This window comes from Kitasatospora sp. NPDC096147, from assembly GCF_044763225.1.
In the GTDB taxonomy this organism is placed as follows: domain Bacteria; phylum Actinomycetota; class Actinomycetes; order Streptomycetales; family Streptomycetaceae; genus Kitasatospora.
Map to the genome: position 1 here is coordinate 737,646 of NZ_JBIWFX010000004.1, position 23,539 is coordinate 761,184.

Genomic DNA, 23,539 nt, shown 5'->3' on the forward strand with positions numbered 1-23,539 from the left:
GGACAGGGATTCGGTGTCCGTTCGGGGCAGGCCGGTAGGGTGAAGCCTCCCGCCCGCTCGCGGTCGTCGGTTCGTGTCCAGTTCGGCCTGTTTGCCACCTTTCTGACGTGGCGGAACTTACAGCCCGGAGAGGTCGTGGACATTCGACGCGGCGCGGGTCGGGCCGGAAGAATGCCGTTGGGCCCGGTGCGGTCGTGCCGGTTGTCCCCAGCTGTCGTTGTTTCTGATGGTGCGCCACCCCTCCCACGGGAGGCGCTCGGTCCGGAAGCGCGGCACGGCGGACGCCGGGCGGCTGGACGGACGGATGGACGGGCGGGAGCACGGCTCGCCCCGAGCGGAGAGGGGCGCGGCGGTCGGCGACCGGTCGCGCCAAGGGTGCGGCAGCGCCCGGAAGGAGCTTTGAGATGACCGATGGCGGCCACGTTCCCAGCGAGGGCCTGCCCGAGCACCTGCTCGGCGGTGCCGACCCGCTCGGCCGCCCGGAGGGCGTCCAGCTGACGGGGCCCGCCCCGGCCCAGCACGCCGCGTACACCTTCCTCGACGACGAGGAGGAGGACCTGCTGCTGATGCCCGGCCCGCAGTCCTGGGGCGACGCCCCGGTGCAGGGCGGGGTGGAGACCGTGCTGGTCGGCGAGATCCCGTCGGTGCCCGGGGTCGCCCCGGCGCCGGCCCCCGGTGCCGGCCCGGTGCCGACCCTCGGCCCGCCGCTGGGCGACACCGTGACGCTCCGTCCGATCGACGAGCCGCTCGCCACCCCCGCCCACGGGACCCCGGCCCACGGGACGCCCGCCCACGGGACCCCGGCGCACGGCGTCCCGGTCGCTCAGGACACCCCTTCGTACGGCACCCCGGTCGCCCAGGACACGCCGTCCTACGGCACCCCGGTCGAACCGTCCTGGCCGCCGCTGGCCCCGCCGGTCCCGGCCGAGGCTCCCGCCTTCCCCGGCGCGGACCCGCTGACCGCCCCGCTCGCCGACCCCCTGACCGACCCCCTGACCGACCCGCTCACCGCGCCCCTGGCCGCCTCGCCGTTCCCCGGCAGCCCGGTGGCCGGCCCCGCCACCGGTCAGTTCACCCCGCCCGGTGTGGTGCCGGACGCACTGGCGAACACCGTCCCGGTGGCCGCGCCGGCGCCGGCCGCAGAACCGGTTGTGCAGACCGTCCCGGTGACGCCCCCTCAGCCCCAGCGCCGGCCGCTGCACGCCGGGCCGCCCATCCCGGACCCGTCCCTGATGACCGGTCACGTCCCGGTCCGCTCGCTCGCCGACCGGGGCCCGTCCGGTGGCACCCCGGCGTACGGCGTGCCGATCGTGCCCGTCCCGGCGCCGGTGGCCACGGTGCCGCCGCAGGCCGTCCCGGTGCCCGCCCAGCCGCAGCCGGTGGCCGAGGCCGTGCCCGCCGCCGCTCCGGCGGTCGAGTCGGCCGTCGAGCCGGTGGGTGAGCCGTCGGCCGAGGCGCAGGGCGAGCCGGTGGCGGAGCTCCCCGTCGAGCTCCCCACCGAGACGTCCGTCGAGCCCTCCCCGGAGCCCTCGGCGGAGCTTCCGCCGGAGGCCCCGGCCGATGCCCCGGCCGAGCCCGAGGCCGCCCCGGCGGATGCTCCGGTGGAGACCCCGGCGGATGCGGCCGTGGTGGCCGGGCCGGAGCCGGTGGCGATCCCGGTCGAGCCGGTGCCCGTCCAGGCGGTGCCCGGGTCCGAGGCGCCCGCCGAGGCCGGGCCGGTCGGCGTCGAGCTCCCGGTCGTGGAGACCGTCGTCAACGAGGCCCCGCCCGTCGCTGACCTCGGCGTCGAGCCGTCCCAGCCCGTCGAGGCCGGGCAGCCCGCTGCCGAGCCCGTCCGGGCGCAGGCCGCTCCGGTGTCGCTGGAGCCCGTGTTCGTGGAGCCGGTGGCCGTGCCGGAGCCGGTGCTCGCTGCGCCGGTCGCCGAGCCTGCGGCTGCCGCCGAGGCGGAGGCCGCGGTTGAGTCCGGGGTGTCGGAGGAGCAGCCCGCCGCCGAACGGTCCGTCAGCGAGCAGGCCGCGCCGGAGCAGCCGTCCGTCGAGGGCGGCCCTGCTGACGCCCCGTCGGCCGAGGCCGCCTCCGAGGCTCCGGTCGAGCCCGAGCCGGTGGCCGAGGTGGGGCCCGCCGCCGAGGTGCAGGCCGAGCCCGTGGCCGAGCAGATGCCTGCCGTCGAGGAGCAGCCCGAGCCCGTCGCCATCCCGGCGCAGGCCGCCGCCCCGGCCCGTCAGCCCGGTCGGATCTCCGCCTTCCTGTCCGCACCCGCCCCGGCCGGTCTGCCGACCGTCGAGGCGGAGCCGACGCAGGGTCAGGCTCCGGCCGTGGTCCCGGGCGACGCGGCTGCCGAGCCGGCCGAGGCGGAGCCGACGCCCGTTCAGCCCGAGCCGGTCGTCACCGAGGCCGTCACCGACACCGCCGCTGTCACCGAGCCCGTGGCCGGCGGCGAGGAGGCCCCCGAGCAGGAGGCCCCCCAGGAGGAGGCTGCCGAGGCCGTCACGGACCAGGTGCCGGACGGCGACCGTCCGGACGAGGCCACCGGGACCGCCACCGAGGCCGACGCCGGGACCACCGCCGAGGAGCGTCTCCCCGCGGCCCCCGGCTTCGACGAGGCCGCCCGCGAGGCCGTCCACCAGGTGATCCGCGAGCGCCGCGACATCCGCAACGGCTTCCGCCCGGACCCGATCCCGCACGAGGTGCTGATCCGGGTCCTGGAGGCCGCCCACACCGCGCCCAGCGTCGGCTACTCGCAGCCCTGGGACTTCGTGGTGATCCGCTCCGCCAAGACCCGCCGCAAGATGCACGAACTGGCGGAGCGTCAGCGCGAGGCGTACGCCGACTCGCTGCCCAAGGCCCGGGCGAAGCAGTTCAAGGAAATCAAGATCGAGGCCATCCTCGAGACCCCGGTGAACATCGTGGTCACCGCCGACCGCACCCGGGGCGGCCGGCACACCCTGGGCCGCCACACCCAGCCGCAGATGGCCCCGTACTCGGCCGCCCTGGCGGTGGAGAACCTCTGGCTGGCCGCTCGCGCGGAGGGCCTGGGCGTCGGCTGGGTGAGCTTCTTCGACGAGGAGGAGATGGTCCGCGAGCTGGGCCTGCCGGACCACCTCGACGTGGTCGCGTACCTCTGCGTCGGGTACGTGGACTCCTTCCCCGACGAGCCCGAGCTCCAGCAGCAGGGCTGGGCCAAGAAGCGCCCGCTCTCCTGGGTGGTGCACGAGGAGCAGTACGGCAACCGCGCCCTGCCGGGCGAGGAGCCGTCGGACCTGCTGGCCGAGACGCTGCGCGGCATCCGCCCGCTGGACGCCAAGGCGCTCGGCGAGGCCTGGGACCGGCAGAAGCGGATGACCAAGCCGGCCGGTTCGCTGGGCGTGCTGGAGGTCATCGGGGCCCAGCTCAGCGGGCTCTCCCGGAAGTGCCCGCCGCCGATCCCGGAGCCCGGCTGCGTGGCGGTCTTCGCAGGCGACCACGGCGTGCACGCCCAGGGCGTCACCCCCTGGCCGCAGGAGGTCACCGCCCAGATGGTGGCCAACTTCCTGGCCGGGGGAGCGGTGGTCAACGCCTTCGCCGCCCAGGTCGGGGCCGAGGTCTGCGTGGTCGACGTCGGCGTGGCCGCCGAGCTGCCCGGCCCGGTGCAGAACGGCCGCACCACCGGCCTGCTGCCCCGCAAGGTCAAGCCCGGCACCGACGACATGACGCAGGGTCCGGCGATGAGCCGGGAGGAGGCGCTCAAGGCGATCGAGGTCGGCATCGAGACCGCCCGCGACCTGGTCTCGGCGGGCAACAAGGTGCTGGTGACCGGCGACATGGGCATCGCCAACACCACCGCTTCGGCCGCCCTGATCTCGGTCTTCGCCGGCCTCGACCCGGCCGAGGTGACCGGGCGCGGCACGGGCATCGACGACGAGACGCACGCCCGCAAGATCGAGGTGATCCGGACCGCGCTGGCCCTCCACCAGCCCGACCCGGCCGACCCGATCGGCGTACTGGCCGCCGTCGGCGGTCTGGAGCACGCGGCCATCGCCGGCTTCCTGCTCGGCGCCGCCTCGCTGCGCACCCCGGTGATCCTGGACGGCGTGATCGCCGGGTCGGCCGCCCTGGTCGCCAAGGCCGTCGCCCCCGAGGTGCTGGCGGCCTGCATCGCCGGTCACCGCTCCGCCGAGCCCGGCCACAAGGCCGCGCTCGACAAGCTCGGCCTGCGCCCGCTGATCGAGCTGGACCTCCGTCTCGGTGAGGGGACCGGCGCCCTGCTGGCCCTCCCGCTGGTGCAGAGTGCGGCCCGCGCGATGCACGATGTAGCCACCTTCGACTCTGCCGGCGTCACCGAGAAGAACTAGTCCCACCCCAGCACTCCTCCACACCGGCCCGAGGGCGCGCCGGTGCGGGGGAGTGCTGCCGTACGACCGCAAAACCCTCTCCCCCAGCCCCAGGAGCACCGCCGATGACGACCCCCGCGCCCAACCCCCACCCCAGCACCGAGGGCCGCACCCCCTACCCCGTCGGACTGCTGCTGGCCGGCCGCCGCGTGGTGGTGATCGGCGGCGGCCAGGTCGCCCAGCGCCGGCTGCCCGCCCTGCTCGCCGCCGGGGCGGAGGTGCACCTGATATCGCCCGCCACCACCCCGGCCGTCCAGGCGATGGCCGACGCGGGCGAGCTGACCTGGCACCGGCGCGGCTACGCCGAGGGCGACCTGGCGGACTCCTGGTACGCGCTGGTCGCCACCGACGACCCGGCCGTGAACACCGCGGTCTCCGCCGAGGCCGAGCGCCTGCGGGTGTTCTGCGCCCGCAGCGACGACGCCGCCGCGGCCACCGCCTGGACGGCCGCCACCGGCCGCGACTCCGGCACCACCGTCTCGGTCCTCACCGGAGACCCGCGCCACTCGGCCGCGCTCCGCGACACCATCGTGGACGCCCTGCGGGACGGCTCGCTGGCGGCCCGTCAGTTCCGCAGCCGGGAGCCGGGCGTGGCCCTGGTCGGCGGCGGGCCGGGCGATCCGGACCTGATCACCGTGCGCGGCCGGCGGCTGCTCGCCGACGCCGACGTGGTGGTGGCCGACCGGCTGGCCCCGCGCGAGCTGCTCGCCGAGCTGCCGCCGCACGTCGAGGTGATCGACGCCTCCAAGATCCCCTACGGCCGCTACATGGCCCAGGAGGCGATCAACCGGACCCTGATCGACCACGCCAAGGCCGGCAGGTTCGTGGTCCGGCTCAAGGGCGGCGACCCGTACGTCTTCGGGCGCGGCGGCGAGGAGTTGCTGGCCTGCGTGGAGGCCGGCATCCCGGTCACCGTGGTCCCCGGCATCTCCAGCTCGATCTCCGTCCCGGCGGCGGTCGGCATCCCCGTCACCCACCGGGGCCTGACCCACGAGTTCACCGTCATCTCCGGCCACGTCGGCCCCGACGAGCGCTCCCTCACCAACTGGGACGCCGCCGCCCGGATGACCGGCACGCTGGTCCTGCTGATGGCCGTCGACAAGATCGGTGCCATCGCCGCCAAGCTGATCGAGCACGGCCGCCCCGCCACCACCCCGGTCGCGGTCGTCCAGGAGGGCACCACCGCCGCGCAGCGCCGGGTCGACGCCACCCTCGCCACCATCGCCGACACCGTCACGGCGGAGGGCATCAAGCCCCCGGCCGTCATCGTCATCGGCGACGTGGTCAACGTCCTCGGCCACCACTGACCCCCCGTCAGGCCCCGCCCCTCCCGGGCGGGGCCTCCCCGGCGGTACCGTGCCCCTGCCGTCGTATCGTCACGTCCGTCGGAGGGAGGCCCGGCACCGTGTCCGACACCGCGCACCCCCCCGTAGGTACCTCCGGAAATCCCGGAGGGCCCTACGGAGGCCCGCCTTGTCCCGCACCGTCCGCACCATCCCGTACCGGCTCCGCACCGCTGAGCCCGGACCGGTCTCCCTCGCCCGCCTCGACCTCCGCTACCCGCACGCCGAACTGACCCGTGCCGCCCGCGAAGGCCGCCGCCCCGTCCCGGTCCCGACCCTGCGCCGGCTCCGCAGCCGGCACTGGAACCGCCTCGACGGCAGCACGGACGGCTTCACCGCCATGATCGCCACGTCCAACGGCCGTGCCCGGCTCCGAGCCCGCCTCGCCGCCGACCGCATCCGCGGCCTCCACCGAGCCGGCCACTCCGTCGACGGCGCTGACGTCCCCCCGGCCCGCCACCGCCGCGACGCCCTCTGGCACGCCTGACCGGTGCCGCCCCGTCAGCTCGGGCGGCGGATCAGCTCCGCGGTGCCCGACTCGAAGCCGAACGGCTCCGGGACGGGCACCGCGTCGCCGAACGTGCTGTCGGTCCCGACCCCGTCCGGAGGGATCACCGGACCGGGCCGCGTTCGTCGACGGACACGGTCGGCTCGGCCAGGAACGCCTGAGGAGCCACCGGGCCGTAGGCGATGTTGAAGGTGTCGAGCCAGTACGACCAGTCGCGGACGCCCGCCGCGCTGCTGAAGCGGTAGTTGAGCTGCCACCGCACCCACTGGCCCGGCCGCAGCCGTACGGCCGGTGGCCGGCGGTGCCGGGGCGGCAGCCCGAACAGCGGGTCCACCCGGGGCAGCACCCGCAGCGCGCCGTCCGACTCCCGCAGGCTGACCGCTACCTCGCGCCGCTCCACCCGCGACTCCTGCGGGGTGAAGCCGTGGCGCTCGTCCATCCTGACGTGGTGCGCGAGCGGGCCGAGGCCGGTCGGCAGGACGAAGCCCGTCGGGGTGGCGTTCCGCCGCGCGGCGGCCTCACCGCCCCGCGACTCCTTCGTCCAGAAGGTCCTGACCCACTGCACCGTGATCTCCACTGCCACCGCCTCTCCCGGCGCAGCCTACGGAGACCCTCAGCGGGGCTCCGCCCGTGGGTGCTCCGGGGAGGCGAGGACGATCCGGCGCCGGTCCAGGTCCAGGTCGGACAGCAGGACGGCGAGCTCCTCACCCACCGTCAGGACCTCCTCCGGATGTCCGGGCGGGAGACCGTCGGGACCGGTCAGTTCGGAGACGTGGAGCATCCCTTCGACTCCCTCGGCCACCCGGACGAAGGCGCCGAACGGGACCAGGTACGTCACCACGCCCTGGACCGTCGCGCCCACCGGTGGGAGTCGTCCCGGCAGCCGCCAGGGGTCGGGCGTCAGGGCCTTCACCGACAGGGCGACCTGTTCCCGCTCCAGGTCGACGTGGAGGACCTCCGCCCGGATCCGCCGCCCGACGGGGGCGATCTCGTCGACGGAGTCGAAGCGCTCCCAGGACATCTCGGGGACGCGCAGGAAGCCGAGCCCGCGTCCCAGTCCCTCGGGGCCGTCGCCCAGCTCCAGGTCCACGTGCACGCCGATGTCGTCCAGTCCGCTCACCACCGTCCCCGTGACGAGGTCTCCTTCCCGGACGGCGCCCAGCAGGGACCGGACCCGGTCGGCCCGCGTGCTGTCGGTGCGCCAGCGGGCCCGCAGGACACCGTCGGGATCGGGCAGCTGACCGGCCATCAGCGGGGCCGGGCCGCCAGGGCCCAGCGGTACCAGGGCGGCACGCCGCCCCGGGCCGTCGGAGATCGTCGGATGGCTGAGGTCGTCCCGGCCCATCCAGGCCTCGGCGATCCGCTCCGGGGCGAACCGGCCGTCGGGCCACCGCTGGACGAGCAGTTCCAGCCGCTCCCCGCACCCGAGGACGGCGGTGCGCACGGCCGCGATGTCCTCGCTCAGGTCCGGCCACACCCACAGGCGTGCCCGAGGGGTCAGCACACCCCGCAGGGCGGCCACCTCCCCGGCGTCCGCCGGCCGGTGCCAACGCCGGGCGTTCCCCGCCCACCGCTCCTCGACCAGTACCGCCCCGGCCCCGGCGACCAGCTCCCCGAGCCGTCGCCACCAGGCGTCGTCCGACACCGGTTCGTCCGCCGGTACGTCGAGCTCGGGCCGGTAGGGCGAGGCCGGCACCGGCACGGCGAGCAGCTCCGACGAGCCCACCACGAACGGTCGTTCGCCGCCCATGTAGAGGTCGTCCTCCTCGCCGACGTGCACGAAGAAACCACCGCTCCCCGAGAGGCGGCACCACGGCCCCTCCCGCGCGAGCACGCTCCGCAGCAGCCCTACCCCGGTCGCCAACGGCACCCTCGCACCGTCGTGGAAGCCCGGCGGGCCCTCGGGAAGGAGCTCTGCCAGCCGCCGCTCCGCCCGGCTGCGGCCGGCCCGGAAGGAGAAGAACCCACCCAGCATCGGATTGTCGATCACCCACTCGGTGACCCCGGCCGCCCGGGCTGCCCCGGCGACCACCTCCGCGGCCGCCTCGGCGAACCGCAGTCGTTCCCGGTGGTCCAGCCGGCCCCCCGACACGGGGGTCAGCCGCTGGACGTGGAGCGCCATCTCAGCGCCCCGCGCGGCTCGAAGTCGCCCCGAGGGCCGGTCGCGGGTGGACAGGAGAGAGAATCATGCGCGCAGCGTAGCGGACACCCCTCCGGCCCGTTTCCGCCCACCACCGCTCGGCGGGCGGTCCTTCGATCCGGGTCCGCCCCTGATCCGCCGTCAGCGAAGGGTCTGGCGAGGGGGGCGGGGGAGTGCTTGGGTGGGCGGCATGGATCTCCTCGTACTCGGAGGCACCGCCTGGCTCGGCCGGGAAGTCTCCCGTCAGGCACTCGCACTCGGCCACCGCGTCACCTGCCTCGCCCGGGGCGAGAGCGGCGGGGTGGCGGAGGGTGCCGCGCTCGTCGCGGCGGACCGTTCGCAGCCCGGCGCGTACCGGGAACTGACGGGGCGTGACTGGGACGCCGTGGTGGAGGTGAGCTGGCAGCCCGGCTTCGTTCGGGACGCGCTGGACGCCCTCGCGCCCCGCGCCCGGCACTGGAGCTACGTCTCCTCGGTGAGTGCCTACGCCGAGCACCCGCTCGGCGCGGACGAGACCACCCCGCTCCTCCCGGCGCTCGAAGGCCGGGAGGCCGCCCGCGAGACGTACGGCGAGGCCAAGGTCGCCTGCGAGCGGGCCTCCGCGCAGGCCCTCGGCGACCGCCTGCTGATCGCCCGGGCCGGGCTGATCGGCGGCCCCGGCGACCGCACCGGCCGGAGCGCGTACTGGGTGGACCGCGCCGCCCGGGCCCCGAGGGAGCCCCTGCTGGTCCCCGACGCCCCGGACCTCGCCACCCAGGTCATCGACGTCCGCGACCTGGCCGCCTGGCTGCTGCACTGCGCGGAGGGGGATACCTCCGGCACCTTCGACGCGGTCGGTCCGGTGCTCCCGTTCGGCGAGTGGGTCGAGCTCTCCCGCACCGTCGGCGGCCACACCGGCCCGGTGGTCCCGGCGCCCTCTGCCTGGCTGCTGGAACAGGGCGTCAACCAGTGGATGGGCCCGGACTCCCTCCCGATGTGGCTGGCCGACCCCGAGTACGCGAGCCACTCCACCCGCCCGGGTGCCGCCGCCCTCGCGGCCGGGATGACCCACCGCCCCCGCACCGAGGTCCTCACCGACCTGCTCCACTGGATCCGCACCGACGCCCCGGAGCTCGCCGCGGGCCTGACCGAAGAGCGGGAGCGCGAACTCCTCCGCGCACTGGCGGGCTGACCCCCCGTCAGCACCCCGGGGAGGCACGTCGGGCAGACTGGACCGGTGGAAACAGGGGCGGGGGCGGACGACGTGGAACACGACGACGCGTGGGGCCCCGGGGGGCTCAGCGCCGCCCTGCGGCGGGCGGCGGAGCAGCTCGGAGTGGAGTGGCCCGCCCCGGCACGGGACTCGGGCCGGATCGCGGAGTACGGCGCGGACGGGGGTGCCCGGCGGGTGACGGTCTACCCGCCGGACGAGGCGTGGCAGCAACCGTTCCAGGTCAACCTCCAGCAGGGCGGCCCCCGGCTGGCCGGCGGCTGCACCGACGACCTGGACGAGGTGGTCCGGGCGACGGTCGCGTGGATCGCCGGGGTAGGTCTGGAGGAGACCCGGGAGCGCGCCCCGTTCATCGGGTTCCGGCCCTGGGCCCTGGCCCACGAGCGGGAGCCGCTCGGCCGGGTGGAGCTGACCTGGCGCCTCAAGCTGGACCGGGTCCACCTGCCGCCGTACGACCGCTTCCCCGAGGCCCACGCGCTGGTCGCGGCCGCGTACGCCCAGTCGGCGCTCCGTCAGCTGATGCCGGTCAACAGCCACTTCGACCTCTGGTTCTCCCACCGGATCGAGGACGGCTGGCGGTATCCGGTGGGCCACGTCATTGCTCCCGACCCCGAGGACGGGTACGCGGTCTACGACAACCACGAACTGGTCGCGCGCACCGCGACCGCGGAGGAGGCCGCCGCCCTGGTGGCGGCCGCGCTGCCGGAGGGCCTCGGCCCGGCGACCTGAACGCCCCGGCCCGGCCGACCCGCCGTCAGACCCCCACGCGGAGCCGCTCCACGGCGGGCAGCACGGTCGGCATCTCGTCCGTCACCCAGGCGTACTCCAACGCGGACAGGTACTCCCCGCCCTCCGCCCACAGCAGCAGTTCCCCGACGTACCCGCCGTCCTCGGCGTACACCTCGGCGCCGACCGGCAGCAGCACGGACCTCCGGCCGGACTCCGCCGCCCCGCGCACCCGCAGGTCGACACTGACCGACCGCTCCGACCAGGCGGCCACCACCTCGACCCGGTCCAGCTGGGCGCGCAGCTCCAGGGCGCCGGGGAAGTCGGCGGCGAGCAGGTGCTCCAGGACGGCGCGCTCGGCGGCGTTCAGCGCACGGGGTTCGATCGAGACGACGGCCATGCGCCCATCATCGCCTCCCCGTCCTCTCACCTCCCCGCCCCTTGCTCCGGCGCCTGAGCGCCGCACGCCACCCCTCCCCACCTGTGCCAAGATCGACGGATGGCAGAACCGAGCACCATCACCGACCCGACCGACCCGCGCCTGGCCGACTACACCGGCCTGACCGACGTCGAGCTGCGCCGCCGGCGCGAGCCCGAGGAGGGCCTCTTCATCGCCGAGGGCGAGAAGGTGATCCGCCGGGCAGTGGCGGCCGGGTACCGGATGCGGTCGATGCTGCTCACCCCGAAGTGGCTGGACGTGATGGCCGACGTGATCGCCGAGACCCCGGCGCCGGTCCACGTCGTGGAGCCCGGCCTCGCCGAGGAGGTCACCGGCTACCACGTGCACCGGGGCGCGCTCGCCTCGATGGAGCGCAAGCCGCTCCCGGAGGCGGCCGAACTCCTCGGCGGCGCCCGCCGGGTGGCCGTCCTGGAGGGCTTGGTCGACCACACCAACATCGGCGCCATCTTCCGCAGCGCCGCCGCCCTCGGCATGGACGCCGTCCTGCTCTCGCCGGACTGCGCCGACCCGCTCTACCGACGGGCCGTCAAGGTCTCGATGGGCGCGGTCTTCTCCGTCCCCTACGCCCGCCTCGACCCCTGGCCCGCCGCCCTGGCCACCGTCCGCGAGGCCGGCTTCGAACTGCTCGCCCTCACCCCCGCCGGTGCCGACGACCTGAACGCCACCGCCCCGCACACCCTCCCCAAGGCCGCCGTGATGCTCGGCGCCGAGGGCGACGGCCTCACCCCCAAGGCCTTGGCCGCCGCCACCCGCCGGGTCCGCATCCCGATGTCCCACGGCATCGACTCCCTCAACGTGGGAGCCGCCGCAGCCGTCACCTTCTACGCCGTCAACACCGGCCTCTGACTCCGGGCCCTTCCACTCTCGTCCGGCCCGGATCGTAGGCCGGGGCCCGCCAGGGGCGTTCGCTGCACGGGTGGAGGGACTCGAACCCCCAGCCTGCCGCTTTGGAGGCGGCTGCTCTGGCCAATTGAGCTACACCCGCTCAGCCCGGCTGGAACTGAACCAGCGACCCCCGCCTTATCAGTTCGACCGGGGAACCTCCTGACGAGAACGGCCGCACTGCCGGACGGGGAGTCCGCTCCGTCCACATGCTTGCTGGACCGCTGGCGTCCGCTGCTGTTGATGTCAGACTCTGATGTCAGATGACTTGTACCTCCGAGGCCTTGGCCGCTCCGAACGAGCGCGGGGCCCGGACCGCCGGCGGTGGTCCGGGCCCCGCGGGCCATCTCAAAGTCGACCTCTTCGTCCCGAAGTAACCCAGGAACCCGCCCGCTGTGGGGGAAGGGCCTCCCTGGGCGAGGGCTCCGACGTCTGGATCTCTCGTAAGTATCAGTGATCGAAAAACTGTACGGGCATTGGTGGCAAACCAGTGGTCGAGCTGTCCCAAATGGGGGACGATGGCGCGGATGTTGTCCCTTGATGTTCGGAGCGAGCATGGGCAAGGCCAGTCGCCGGAAGAAAGATCTGCGAACGGGTGCCGCGACGCATGAGGAGAAGCTGCGGCAAGAGCGGCGCAGGGCTGATCGGGCAGAGCGTCGTGGCGCCCGTCGGGGATCCGGCCTAGCTGAGTATGAAGAACTGGCACGCCTCGGTTCGCGGCATGTAATAGAGACGCTAGTCGCGCGGCATAACAAGCGCATGCTGAACATCGGTGGTTTGGTTGGCGAGCCTGTTCGTCCCGTGCTGGCGGCATTCTCGGCATTTGCAATGATTGACCTTTCATTGCAGCGGCTTGGGGCAACAAGAGACAGGCATCCTGCAATGTGGTCGGGGAAATGGATTGACCATTTGGCCTGGGGGGCAGATAGCGCATGTGTTGCAGCCAGGCTGCTATTTAGTGGGCAATATGTAGGCGCTGCGGCGATTCTGCGGTCGCAATTCGAGCGATGGACTGAGAATGTAGCCTTTAATGCGAGGGTCGAGCATCGGACCGGCGAGAGCTTTGCCGAATTTTCCGCGAGAGCATGGTCGACCCTGTATTCGAAGGCTCCTTGCTCGGCTGAGCCAGACCTGCCTTCCGTGGATGGTGATTCATGGGAAGAGGAGGGGTCTGATGAACGAGGGTCGGACCTATCTGTTCAGCTCGGGAAGGACTATTATGTCTACCCGGCTAGGCTCATGAATGAAATGTCGGAAATATTGCACGGCCGGCCGGGTTCTATGAATGCCACTCGCTGGGAGGCCTCTAGTCTTCTGGAGGGTGAATCGAAAGAAGGAGCGAAGGTCTCGTCATTGCTTGCGGACGTGATGATGCTGAATCTCCGCCAAGTACGAGTTTGCCTAGCGACGCTCGCAGAAGAGACCGGAGATAGCCATACCGCGCACGGTCTTCTCGCGCTTCCGGAGCTTGTATATGCCGGAGAGTCACCGCCGCCCCTACGGTTTCTGATCCCACTTCACCCCAAAACTGGATTGGGTCAAGATATCGTTTCCGAGCTGAAGGCTGTAGATAGAAACTACAGCCTTCTCCTGCGAGGACAGCGGCCAGCCGGCAGGCTGTATCGGGATGATGAGATGGCCATGCTTTCCTTCGGTGAGCGGCGGGCTCGTGCTGCCCGATGGTCACTTCGGAGCTTCGAGATGGAAAAGAGGAGGCTTGGTCAAGACTTTGATATCGACTCGCTGAGCGGCCGGGAATTCCCCTATGTCCTGGCTGGTGAGATGGCTGGGTTGCTGGCGATTTGGCTTGGCGACTCTATGCGCGGAAATGCGGCGGCAATTTGTTCCTCTGCAATGCGGTCGGCTTATTGGCTGTGGTTGGAGGATGATGACCGCTCCCTTGCCGTCATGCGGGTGATCCTGGAGCAGTGCGCGCGCCTTAAGACCTGGTCGACAAGGCCAGACAAGGCAGAAAAGCTGGAGAATTCAACTTCCACCACTCCCAAAGACTGGCTTGATGCTGCAGGGTGGCGTCGCCTGACTGCCTTCAATCGGGCATTGGGGGAATTCGCGCACGCTCATAAGCGTATCCGATGGGACGGGGCACGCGAGATTCTTCAAGTTATCCAACCGGATGCTGAGGCCGAGGACGCTATTCACACTGCTCGTGGACATGCCCTTGACGCGCTTGCCGCCGTACTGATCGCGGAATGCGTGAGAAGCGCCGAGTCAATTTCGCCAACTGTAGGGCAGTCGTTCAGGGAGATCTCGGAAGAGGTTTTTGGCGAGAGTGGTGGGTTGGATGCCAGCCTCGAAAAATTCCTAAACAGAGTACTGTCGCACAAATCAGCTGATCTAGGCGAATACACTTTCCAAGGCCGTACGGGTGATACTGGCTGAGGGGGAGTGTGAGTGTGCGGGTGGTGCCCCCAGTCTTGCTTATTGTGAGCCGTGGGAGCGATGGGTGGGTAAACCGAGGAGCCGCCCGCCCGCCAAGGCGAGGTTGGCCCAGATCGGACCATCCGTCGCCTGGCGCGGCCGGCCGCCGAAGCGGGGCGAGGACAGGAGCGGCGGCCAGCGGTTGAGGCTGTGCGCGGCACGTCTGCGCGCCCTTGTACAGGTTCGCCTGTTGTCTCATCGGATGGATATCCGGACAACTATCACGCCCCCACCTGGGGCGCTTCGCGGTCACTTCGACGATGGGGCCGCAATCGTCGCCACGGATGCCCCGGCTCGTCCGTGGGGCGCTTTAAACACCTCGCTAGAGGGGAAGGCAGTAGGGGCCGGGGAGAGAATCGATGATCTTCCCTGGAGACGCCGAGAGGTAGTCGAGGCAGGCACCGTCTGAAGCGCAGCTTCTTACGTGTACGGGGATCCGCCACGACTTGCCATCCGAGTAAATCGTTCGCTCTTTCCGCGACTGAACATCTGAGAGTTTATATTTACACCTCACGGTGAAAATATGACCTCGATGGCTGGATTGTGAGAACTGCCAGCGATGCGGAGCATGCCGCACTATGATGCAGGTGGCGGAGCTGCCAAGGCCGACTCGGGCGAAGGGTGCACTAAGGTGGAATCTGGATCAGTTCGTAGGTTTCTTTTCATTGGATCAAACGATAGCGACTTTTCCATCAAGAACCTCAAGGTTTCGGGGGCTCAGTATAGAAGAAAGAGCCTTACTTCTCGCCCGGAAAACTGGGAATCCATCACCGACATCATTAAAGATCCAGATGTCACGGGAGTGGTTGCCAAGTTGACATCCTGGAACTTCAAGATGATCTGCAGTGATGAGTACTTCAGGGTCGCGGAAAGCCTCTTTGCGGCTCTTGGGAATAAGCCGCATCTTCTGCTTGCTCACGAATCAATCCTCAGTGGGGAGTCCACTGTCGCCGACTCTCCGCAAGAGTATGACGAAGATTCGGATATCGACTCTTATTGGGATCACGTTAAGCGTACATATCTGACGCCTCCAGATGAAGCTATCCGGGTCCGAGTCCTGGAGTTGCTTGATCGCTGTTCGATTACAGTAATCCCATATCGAACGAATGCGGAAATGTATGTCCTCTCCGACTCATTTCTCGGCGACCATGAGAATAATCTACTGTTCCGAGTATATGTTCCATCCGGCAGGCTCTATGCAACGGAGGCGGACCGGCTCCTTGAATTGTTCCAGGATTGGCTTACTCAGGTAGGGCGACATGCGGTACGTCGCGATGGGTACAGCACTGCCGCTGGCCGAGTTTACGAATTCTTTGGCGGAGATTCACTTTTGCCTCAGTTGATGAACAATGAATTCGACAGATTCTCTAGCTTCCTCAGTCTCTGCGTCAGTGACCCAGATGCGGCTGAAGGGCAGCTCTCTGCGAGTGGAATCGATTACCAGCATGCTGCGGTGCTGGTCACCAAGTACGGGAAAGCCGTGCGGCGACTAAATGTAGACATGCGGCAGCAGCGGGAGACGAGAATTCTGCAAATTCGCCACAGGCTTGAATCTGAAATCCTTGACGCGTGCGACGGTTTTGGTGCGCCGCCTGGAGCGTTGGAGGAGTTTATTGATAACCTGACACCCGGAGCCCAGGGGTCGATCGCTGGGATAATGGCAGGATTCCGTCCTTCCGCTAATTCCGGAGTGGTAATCAATCAGCAGATCTTCAATGGCCTGCAAGGGACAGTGGTGCAGAGCATTGACGGCACGGTAAATCTTGGGGCGGAAGCCCGGGAGATCTTGGATCTGGTTGCTTCTCATGGCGGTAGTGATAGGGCAGCCCTGGAGAGTGCGGTTCACGAACTGGAAGATCCGGACGCCCGCAATACCGATCGATTGACAGCCAAGCAGCGACTCAAGGGGTTTTTGATGCGTTTGGGTGGCACTGTGGAAGCCGCTGGATTGAGCGCTTTGCAAAAATATCTTGAGGCTAAAATGGGCGGCTAGTCGTTGCCCGTAGAAGCGGAAGAAGGTCTTTGATCGCGAGCCTGCAGCATGGCATATGTCGCAGAACGAGGGTGGAGTCTACCGGTAGGACGGTCGACTCCACCCTCGTTGAAGTGCCGACACGAGGTCTCAAGTTTGACCGTCAGTCGGTCGGAATGAGACGACTCGTATAGCCGCGTGATACCAAGCGCTCGTATGCGTTGAGGGCCTCGGCTGGTACTGGCTGGCTGATCGTGAATCCCTGCTGTGGATAGATAAGGAGACGTTGCAGGGCGCCGACGAGCATGGCGATGACCTTCCGGTCATCGCCGATGGAAATCAGATACTCATCGAAGGTCTGCGCCGTGGAGGCGCTGACGATGTCCACCTCTGGCCAGAGCTTCCGAGCAGTCGCGTAGGCCCGCCGCTCCTCATACGGCTTGCTGACCAGCAGCACGGACGAGACCTTCACCCCGGCCTTGTCCAGCAGTTCCCGCGAGAACCGGATGTTGTCGCCGGTATTGCGGGCCTGCGGCTCGACCAGGACGGCGGAGTTGGGTACACCGAGTTCGACAGCCCGCTCACGGTAGTGGACAGCTTCGCCGCGCGGCATGATCGCCTGGGTCGTGGGACTCGTTGCTCCGGTGAAGACGACAAGTGGCACGAGGCCCTGGTGGTAGAGGTCAGCGGTGACGTCCGCGACGCTGAGGTCGTGGCTGCCGAGCCCTATGGCCACGGAGCACGGGCGCGGGTCGTGGTGCATCTGGTGGTAGTCCCAGATGATCTGAGCGTCCGTGAGGTCCTGTTGCGACGTCACTTGCTCACCTTCTCGGCCTGGCTGGTGTCGGGCACCTCGAAGTCGTACCGCCAGGCGAACCGTGATGCGGCGTGCACGCCGATGGCGAACTCGACCACAGTGCCGTCGGCTGTGTAGGTCGTCCGGTGCAGCTCCACGACTGGCTCGCCGGAGGGAAGTTGGAGGAGCTTCACCTCTTCGGGGGTCGCCGCTCGGGCGAACAGCTCCTCCCGCATGTGGTCGATCTCGAAGCCGGCGTCATAGAGCACCCGGAAGCCACCGCCACGACCGGCCGGTCCGGGAGTCGGGTCCACCAAGATTGTCCCCTCAACGTGCTCGGGCCTGTAGTAGCTGGTCAGGGTGTGCGTGGGCTGCTCGCCTTCCTTGACGAGCCGCGCTCGCGCGTACACCGGGGAGTCGGCCGGCAGGCCGTGCGCCGCGGCGACAAGAGCCGGTGCGGCTATGCGTTCCACGGTCTGGGTCTGCTCGTTCCGCTGGTAGGCCCGCCCCGAGGCGACCCGGTCGGCGTTGATGTCAGACCCTGATGTCAGAAGCCCCGGACCGTGATCGGTCCGGGGCTTCTGTGCAGGTCACGCGCGGTCAGCCCGGCTGGAATTGAACCAGCGACCCCCGCCTTATCAGGGCGGTGCTCTGACCGACTGAGCTACGGGCTGTCCGGCCTCGCGGCCGTTGGCTCGATTCTGCGGCCCCGTCCGCCACGGGGTCACCTGGTTTTCCTCAGACGAGCTGACAGTCAGGCCCTTTCATCTCGCTATGTCCGTTGTCTTGTTGCGGCGACATGGCACTTCGTGCTCGCGTTCAACCTGCTCGGCGACGCCGTCGGGGACGCTGGACTCGCGCGCCTCCGCCCGCTGACCGACCGTCAGACACCGCCCCCTCTACCGCGCCACACCCCAGGGCAAGGAGGCACTCCGCCAAGCGCCCGAACCGATCGACCCTCACAGTCCTCGCCACCGCGCTGCCGGCCTCCGCCTGCTCGCTACGACGGCCAGGACGCCACCCGCCCCGACCGGGCGCTGCGCCGCCGGCCGGCCCGCGAGGTGCAGCTGGTCTTCCAGGACCCGTACGCCTCCCTCAACCCGCGCCGCACCGTCGCCCAGACCCTGGACACCCCGCTGCGCCTGCACGCCACCCTCACCGCCGCCCAGCGGCGCGAGCGCTCCGCCGAGCCGCTGGAGCAAGTCGGCCTCGCCGCAGCCTACTTGGACCGGCACCCGCAGGAGTTCTCCGGCGGTCAGCGGCAGCGGATCGGCATCGCCCGGGCGCTGGCCCCGGGCTCCGCCTGGTCATCGCCGACGAACCGGTCTCCGCCCTCGACGTCTCCGTCCAGGCCCGGGTGCTCAACCTGCTCGCCGAGCTGCGCGACCGCCTCGGTGTCGCCTTCCTGTTCGTCTCGCACGACCTCGCGGTGGTCCGGCACTTCTGCGACCGGATCGCCGTCGTGCACCGGGGGCGCCTGGTCGAACGGGCGCCCCGGGACGGACTGTTCGCCGCGCCCCACACCGACTGCACCCGCGCTCTGCTGGCGGCGGCCGGATAAGACGAGACGGGCCGTCTTGTCATGTGGGTATCGATGGTCTACAGTTCTGCAAGACGAGACGGACCGTCTCGCATGAAGCCGAACGAAGGATCCAGCTTGCGCACTGCCGCGCCCGCAGACACCCGCATCACCCTGTCCGAGGTCACCAAGCACTACGGTGACCGCCTCGTCCTCGACCGCGTCACCTGCACCGTCCGGCCCGGCGAACGGATCGGCCTGGTGGGGGAGAACGGCGCGGGCAAGTCCACCCTGCTCCGGCTGCTGGCCGGTCTGGAGCAGCCCGACAACGGCACCGTCCGGGTCGACGTCCCCGGCGGCACCGGCCACCTCGCCCAGACCCTCGACCTCCCGCCGACCGCCACCGTCGGCCGGGCCGTCGGCCTCGCACTGGCGGGGCTGCGCGCCCTCGAAACCGACATCCGGCTGGCCGAACTGACCCTCCCTCAGGACGGCCCCGAGGGGCTCGCGCGGTACGGCGAGCTGCTCGCCGCCTGGGAGGCCCGGGGCGGCCCGACCGCCGACCGCGCCGTCGCCACCGTGCTGCGACGGCTCGGCGAACGGGCCCCGCTGGACCCGTCCCGCCCGCTCGGCACCCTCTCTGGCGGCCAGCGGTCCCGGCTGGCCCTGGCGGGCGTGCTGGCCGGTGCCCCTGAGCTCCTGCTGCTCGACGAGCCGACCAACGACCTGGACGACGAGGCCGTCGGCTGGCTGGAGGAGCACCTGCGGGCGCACCCCGGCACCGTGGTCACCGCCACCCACGACCGCACCTTCCTGGCCCGGATCACCGACACCGTGCTGGAGGTGGACGAGGCCCGGCACACCCTGCACCGGCACGGCCACGGCTACCGGGGCTACCTTGCCGCCAAGGCGGCGGCCCGGGCCCGCTGGGTGCACGACCACCGCGAGTGGAAGGCCGAACTGGCCCGCCACACCGCCCTCGCCGAGGCCGGAGCCGTGCGGCTGGCCGCCGTCCCGCGCAAGGCCCCGGCCGCGTTCAGCGGCGCCGGCGCCTTCCGGGCCCGGTCCCGGGCGCACGGCTCGATGAGCCGGATCCGCAACGCCCGCGAACAGCTCCACCGGCTCACCGAACGGCCGGTGCCCCCGCCCCCGGAGCCGCTCCGCTTCGCCGCCCGCGCGGCGGACGGCGGCAGCCCGGGGCCGGTCGAGCTGTCCGGCGTCCGGGTGGAGGGCCGGCTGGCCCTCGACCTGCTCCGCCTGGAGCCGGGCGCCCGACTGCTCGTCACCGGGCCCAACGGCGCGGGCAAGTCCACCCTCCTCCACCTGCTGGCCGGCGAACTGACCCCGACCGCAGGCACCGTCCGCCGCCCGACCCGGACCGGGCTGCTCCGCCAGTACGCGGGGCCGGTCACCGACGACCGCACCCTGCTCGACGCCTACGCGGCCGGCCGCCCCGGCGAACCCGCCGCGCACGCCGACCGGTTGCTCAGCCTCGGTCTCTTCCGCCCGGCAGACCTCACCACCCCGCTCCGCCACCTCTCGATCGGCAACCGCCGCCGCCTCGACCTGGCCCGGCTGCTCACCACCCCCACCGACCTGCTCCTGCTGGACGAGCCCACCAACCACCTGGCCCCGGCCCTGGTGGAGGAGTTGGAGGAGGCCCTGACGCACTACCCGGGCACCCTGGTCATCGCCACCCACGACCGCCGCCTGCGCAGCACCCTGGGGGGCGAGCGGCTCCACCTCACGGGCGGTGGGCAGGTCGGCGGGTGAGTGGTCGTCAGGTGCGGATGCGTGCGGCCCCGGACATGACCGCGACCGGCGCGACGGCGACCCGCACGACCGCGACCGCACCCGCGCGACCGCGACCGCACCGGCGCGATCGGGCCGCCCCGGTGGGCTGCGCCCGAGGGCGTCAGCTGCCGGTGGGCGTGGTGCTCGGGGTGACGGCGGCCGGCGGAGCGCCGGCCGCAGCGGCGGCTGCGGGGCCGGTCGGGCCGCCGGTGATGCCGGAGCCGGGCCAGGACTCCTCCAACTGGCCGTCCCCGCGGACGGTGTAACGGGTCGTCGAACCGGCCCCCGTCGCCGAGACGCGCTCCTCCCGGACCAGGGCGCCCGACTCGACCCGCCAGGTCGCGGTGGCCTGCGGGTCGGCGACCGAGGTGCGGGAGGCGAGCAGTACGGGGGTGTCGGCGCTGAAGCCGTACAGCTGCACCAGGTCGGCCGGGGCCGAGCCCTCCGCCCGGCGGAGCACCACCAGGGTGGCCGGTGCACCGTGGTACCGGGCCGGCACCACCGAGCTCAGCGAGACCTGGGCGCCGCCGCCCTCGGCCGCCGAACGGCCGTCCCGCAGGCGGATCGCCGCCCCGCCGGACGGGTCGGCGTAGCTGCGGTTGGCCCAGTCGACGGCGGGCACCGCGCCGTTCGCGGTGGCCAGCCCGGTGTCCCCGGAGGCGCCTCGGGCCACCGCCGCGAACGGCGCGGAGGGCAGCGCCCCGTCGATCGAGACCGAGACCGCCGTGCCGGAGGGGGAGGTCGGCGAGTGCGCGGGCCGCAGGCCCTGCTCGGAACGGTTCTCGCAGCCCTGGGCCGCCGCGATGGCCAGTGCCACCCCGAGGGTGACGGTCACGAAGACCACCAGCCGCTGCCGGAGCAGCCGTCGCCGCGCCTCTCCGGGCCCGCCCGGGCGGCCGGGGGCGGGAGTGTGCTGACGGTCTCGCCGGGGCGCACCGCCCCGGGGCCCGGGCGGCACCGGTCGGCCCCCGGCCGGCGTCGGCCGCTCCCGGGTCGGCCCGGGCCGGGTGCCACCCGTCCGCCCACCCGGGTGCTCTCCCTCCCAGCCGCCCGGACGACCGCCCTGAGGGCGGTCCGGACGGCCCCCAGGGCGGTCGTCCTGATAGGTGCTGTGACTCCCGCTCCGCCGTGCGTCCTGGTAGGTGTCCTGATGGTCCCTCAGGGCCTCGGCGGTGACGCCCTGCGGCAGCGGCAGGGTGGCCGGCTGGCGGGTGCCGGGCGGGTAGGCGGCGGGCCGGGCCGGAGGCGGCGGCACCGGGGGCCGCTGCGGGGCGGCCCGGCCGGGCTGCGGGGGAGCGGCGGCACCCCGCCGGCCGCCCCCGGCCGCCGCGCCCCGGGCGGCCAGCTCGGTGAGGCGCTCGTGCAGGGCGGCGGCGCCGGGCCGCTCGGCGGGCTCCTTGGCCAGGCAGGCCCGTACCAGCGGCGCCAACTGCGGTGGCACGCCGGTGAGATCGGGCTCCTCGTGGACCACCCGGTAGAGCATCACCTCGGAGGAGGCGCCGGAGCCGAACGGTGAGTCCCCGGTCAGGGCGTAGGCCAGCGTGGCGCCGAAGGCGAACACGTCGGTGGCCGGCGTGACGGCCGCGCCGCGCACCTGCTCGGGTGCCAGGAAGCCGGGCGACCCGACGGCGGTGCCGACGTGGGTGAGGGTGGAGGCGCCGCGCGACCAGGCGATGCCGAAGTCGATGATCCTCGGACCCTTGGGCGAGAGCAGGATGTTGGAGGGCTTGAGGTCGCGGTGCACCACCCCGGCCTCGTGCACCTTCACCAGCCCGTCGGCCAGCGCGGCCCCGATCCGGGCCGCCTCGGTCCAGGGCAGCGGCCCCTCCTCGCCCACCCGCTTGTACAGCGACGGGCCGGGCACGTACGCGGTGGCCAGCCAGGGCCGGTCCGCCTCGATGTCGGAGCCGACCACCCGGGCGGTGCAGCCGCCCCGGATCTTCGAGGCGGCGGCGATCTCCCGGGCGAAGCGGGTGCGGAACTCGGCGTCCTCGGCCAGCTCGGCCCGGATCAGCTTGAGCGCGACCCGCTGCCCCTTCCGGTCCGAGCCGAGGTAGACCACGCCCATCCCGCCGGCCCCGAGCCGGCGGTGCAGACGGTACGGGCCGACGATGCGGGGGTCCTCACGCCTCAGCCGCATCATCGCCATCGTCAGTTCTTCCCGTCAGTCCGGTGGTTGAGACCCCGTCGGGTGGGGCACCGTCAGAATCCCGTTCCGGCACAGCTTACGGACTCCGCGCTGCGGTGTGCTGATACGCAACACCACCAGGCCGGTCGGATTGTCCGATCTCCCCCGGAAGGTCCGGTCGCAGCAGGTCGGCGGCCCCGACCGGCCCCGACCGACCCCGACCGGGGCCGTCGGAGCCCGGGGTCTCGGGGTCGCCCTCAGGGTTCCCTCCGGGATCACGCCCCCGCGCCCTCCGCCTCCAGTAGTACCTGAGGGGGAGGGGCGTCATCCTCCGGGAGGCCTCGCGAACGGTACGCGGGCATGACGTCCGGCGCGGCGCCGCGCCATACCTTTGAGTCAGCGGTGGGCGGCCCGGCTCGTCCCCCGAGGTGAACCGCCCACCGCGACCGTCATACCGGCAGGACCACGCAGACCAGCGACCACTTGAAGAAGGCAGGAGCACCCACCATGGCCGTCCAGCTCAACGAGGCGGGCCGTCGCCGCCTCGGGCTCCGCCCGGCTTCCACCCGCTCCTCCGAGCAGGCCACCCGGCACCCGGTGGTGGCGGTGGCCATGGTGCTCCCGGTCGCGATCGCCCTGCTGATGCTCTTCGGCGGCTGGGACCAGCTGGCGACCCAGACCAGGGCCGTCGCCGAACTGATCGGGCGCTGACCTTCTGGGGAGAGGGCAGGCGCCACAGCCGGAGCACGCAGGACCAGGGGCACGCGGACGGGCGGGCGGGTCGTGCGGGCGTCAACTCCGGCGCACGGAGCAGGGGTCGGGTACGGGTCGTCGGTGAGGGCGGCTCGGGCCCGGCCCCTGCCGCACGTCCGGCCGCCGGCACCGGTGCCGGCGGAGCCGACGCACCGTCAACTCCGGGCAACGCGAAGGGCCGTGATCCTGTCCGGATCACGGCCCTCGGCTGTCTGGTGCGCGATACTGGGATTGAACCAGTGACCCCTACCGTGTCAAGGTAGTGCTCTCCCGCTGAGCTAATCGCGCCTGGTGAGGCGGTACTGCAAGTGCGCGATACTGGGATTGAACCAGTGACCCCTACCGTGTCAAGGTAGTGCTCTCCCGCTGAGCTAATCGCGCCTGATGGGGCGGTACTGCAAGTGCGCGATACTGGGATTGAACCAGTGACCCCTACCGTGTCAAGGTAGTGCTCTCCCGCTGAGCTAATCGCGCGGGGAGGCCCCCTGGCGAACCAGGG

General features: G+C 71.6%; 15 protein-coding genes, 5 tRNA genes and 3 pseudogenes. 12 read left to right on the plus strand and 11 right to left on the minus strand.

Annotated features, from left to right (window positions below):
• Positions 1 to 404 precede the first annotated feature (404 nt).
• The 3 genes from cobT (at position 405) to ACIRBX_RS17415 (ending at position 6,200) form a co-directional block, all read left to right on the plus strand.
• Positions 405 to 4,331 (plus strand): nicotinate-nucleotide--dimethylbenzimidazole phosphoribosyltransferase, encoded by a 3,927-nt coding sequence (cobT, locus tag ACIRBX_RS17405; protein WP_402297555.1) that lies wholly within the window; start codon positions 405 to 407, stop codon positions 4,329 to 4,331.
• Between the two features lie 104 nt (positions 4,332 to 4,435).
• Positions 4,436 to 5,677: a uroporphyrinogen-III C-methyltransferase gene (cobA, locus tag ACIRBX_RS17410; RefSeq protein WP_402297557.1), complete on the plus strand. Its 1,242-nt coding sequence runs from the start codon at positions 4,436 to 4,438 to the stop codon at positions 5,675 to 5,677.
• 166 nt (positions 5,678 to 5,843) lie between these two features.
• Positions 5,844 to 6,200 carry a hypothetical protein gene (locus tag ACIRBX_RS17415; protein WP_402297558.1) on the plus strand — a complete coding sequence of 119 codons (357 nt, stop codon included), beginning with the start codon at positions 5,844 to 5,846 and terminating at the stop codon, positions 6,198 to 6,200.
• 124 nt (positions 6,201 to 6,324) lie between these two features.
• Here ACIRBX_RS17415 and ACIRBX_RS17420 read toward each other — a convergent pair whose 3' ends face one another.
• Positions 6,325 to 6,798 (minus strand): hypothetical protein, encoded by a 474-nt coding sequence (locus ACIRBX_RS17420; protein WP_402297649.1) that lies wholly within the window; start codon positions 6,796 to 6,798, stop codon positions 6,325 to 6,327.
• 36 nt (positions 6,799 to 6,834) lie between these two features.
• On the minus strand, positions 6,835 to 8,343 hold the full coding sequence (locus tag ACIRBX_RS17425; RefSeq protein WP_402297560.1) for a S1 RNA-binding domain-containing protein: 1,509 nt from the start codon (positions 8,341 to 8,343) through the stop codon (positions 6,835 to 6,837).
• Between the two features lie 208 nt (positions 8,344 to 8,551).
• Here ACIRBX_RS17425 and ACIRBX_RS17430 point away from each other — a divergent pair, with 208 nt between their 5' ends.
• Both ACIRBX_RS17430 and ACIRBX_RS17435 read left to right on the plus strand, forming a co-directional pair.
• Positions 8,552 to 9,532, plus strand: a complete 981-nt coding sequence (locus ACIRBX_RS17430; protein ID WP_402297561.1) for an NAD-dependent epimerase/dehydratase family protein — start codon at positions 8,552 to 8,554, stop codon at positions 9,530 to 9,532.
• Between the two features lie 45 nt (positions 9,533 to 9,577).
• Positions 9,578 to 10,300, plus strand: coding sequence for a DUF6193 family natural product biosynthesis protein (locus ACIRBX_RS17435; protein ID WP_402297564.1), 723 nt, complete (start codon positions 9,578 to 9,580; stop codon positions 10,298 to 10,300).
• 25 nt (positions 10,301 to 10,325) lie between these two features.
• Here ACIRBX_RS17435 and ACIRBX_RS17440 read toward each other — a convergent pair whose 3' ends face one another.
• On the minus strand, positions 10,326 to 10,697 hold the full coding sequence (locus tag ACIRBX_RS17440; protein ID WP_402297565.1) for a hypothetical protein: 372 nt from the start codon (positions 10,695 to 10,697) through the stop codon (positions 10,326 to 10,328).
• A gap of 99 nt (positions 10,698 to 10,796) precedes the next feature.
• Between ACIRBX_RS17440 and ACIRBX_RS17445 the strand changes: the two genes are divergently transcribed.
• A complete protein-coding gene (locus tag ACIRBX_RS17445; protein ID WP_402297567.1) occupies positions 10,797 to 11,603 on the plus strand; it encodes a TrmH family RNA methyltransferase in 807 nt (268 codons plus the stop codon).
• Positions 11,604 to 11,668: 65 nt separating this feature from the next.
• On the opposite strand, the gene ACIRBX_RS17450 is transcribed toward ACIRBX_RS17445, so the two are convergent.
• Positions 11,669 to 11,742: transfer RNA gene (locus ACIRBX_RS17450), tRNA-Trp, on the minus strand.
• A 656-nt stretch (positions 11,743 to 12,398) separates the two neighbouring features.
• Here ACIRBX_RS17450 and ACIRBX_RS17455 point away from each other — a divergent pair.
• Both ACIRBX_RS17455 and ACIRBX_RS17460 read left to right on the plus strand, forming a co-directional pair.
• On the plus strand, positions 12,399 to 14,039 hold the full coding sequence (locus ACIRBX_RS17455; protein ID WP_402297569.1) for a hypothetical protein: 1,641 nt from the start codon (positions 12,399 to 12,401) through the stop codon (positions 14,037 to 14,039).
• Between the two features lie 607 nt (positions 14,040 to 14,646).
• Complete coding sequence (locus ACIRBX_RS17460; protein WP_402297571.1) at positions 14,647 to 16,071, plus strand: hypothetical protein; 1,425 nt, start codon at positions 14,647 to 14,649, stop codon at positions 16,069 to 16,071.
• A gap of 142 nt (positions 16,072 to 16,213) precedes the next feature.
• Here the strand turns inward: ACIRBX_RS17460 and ACIRBX_RS17465 are convergent, their stop codons facing one another.
• From ACIRBX_RS17465 to ACIRBX_RS17475, 3 genes and pseudogenes are all read right to left on the minus strand, one after another.
• On the minus strand, positions 16,214 to 16,867 hold the full coding sequence (locus ACIRBX_RS17465; protein WP_402297573.1) for a YdcF family protein: 654 nt from the start codon (positions 16,865 to 16,867) through the stop codon (positions 16,214 to 16,216).
• Positions 16,864 to 17,373, minus strand: a pseudogene (locus tag ACIRBX_RS17470) (UTRA domain-containing protein); the annotation flags it as partial. The pseudogene ACIRBX_RS17470 and the gene ACIRBX_RS17465, both read right to left, overlap by 4 nt.
• Positions 17,374 to 17,446: 73 nt before the next feature.
• Positions 17,447 to 17,520, minus strand: a tRNA-Ile gene (locus ACIRBX_RS17475).
• A gap of 387 nt (positions 17,521 to 17,907) precedes the next feature.
• On the opposite strand from ACIRBX_RS17475, the pseudogene ACIRBX_RS17480 reads away from it, so the two are divergent.
• The 3 genes and pseudogenes from ACIRBX_RS17480 to ACIRBX_RS17490 all read left to right on the plus strand — a co-directional run.
• A pseudogene (locus ACIRBX_RS17480) lies at positions 17,908 to 18,078 on the plus strand (ABC transporter ATP-binding protein); the annotation flags it as partial.
• Between the two features lie 125 nt (positions 18,079 to 18,203).
• Entirely contained in the window at positions 18,204 to 18,407 is a 204-nt protein-coding gene (locus tag ACIRBX_RS17485) for a hypothetical protein (RefSeq protein ID WP_402297653.1), read from the plus strand.
• A 72-nt stretch (positions 18,408 to 18,479) separates the two neighbouring features.
• Positions 18,480 to 20,138, plus strand: a complete 1,659-nt coding sequence (locus tag ACIRBX_RS17490) for an ABC-F family ATP-binding cassette domain-containing protein (RefSeq protein WP_402297574.1) — start codon at positions 18,480 to 18,482, stop codon at positions 20,136 to 20,138.
• 802 nt (positions 20,139 to 20,940) lie between these two features.
• Here ACIRBX_RS17490 and ACIRBX_RS17495 read toward each other — a convergent pair.
• A pseudogene (locus ACIRBX_RS17495) lies at positions 20,941 to 22,308 on the minus strand (serine/threonine-protein kinase); the annotation flags it as partial.
• A 486-nt stretch (positions 22,309 to 22,794) separates the two neighbouring features.
• On the opposite strand from ACIRBX_RS17495, the gene ACIRBX_RS17500 reads away from it, so the two are divergent.
• Positions 22,795 to 22,998 (plus strand): hypothetical protein, encoded by a 204-nt coding sequence (locus ACIRBX_RS17500; protein WP_402297575.1) that lies wholly within the window; start codon positions 22,795 to 22,797, stop codon positions 22,996 to 22,998.
• A gap of 255 nt (positions 22,999 to 23,253) precedes the next feature.
• On the opposite strand, the gene ACIRBX_RS17505 is transcribed toward ACIRBX_RS17500, so the two are convergent.
• The 3 genes from ACIRBX_RS17505 to ACIRBX_RS17515 form a co-directional block, all read right to left on the minus strand.
• Positions 23,254 to 23,328: transfer RNA gene (locus ACIRBX_RS17505), tRNA-Val, on the minus strand.
• Positions 23,329 to 23,349: 21 nt separating this feature from the next.
• A tRNA-Val gene (locus tag ACIRBX_RS17510) sits at positions 23,350 to 23,421 on the minus strand.
• Positions 23,422 to 23,442: 21 nt separating this feature from the next.
• Positions 23,443 to 23,514: transfer RNA gene (locus tag ACIRBX_RS17515), tRNA-Val, on the minus strand.
• Positions 23,515 to 23,539: the final 25 nt, after the last annotated feature.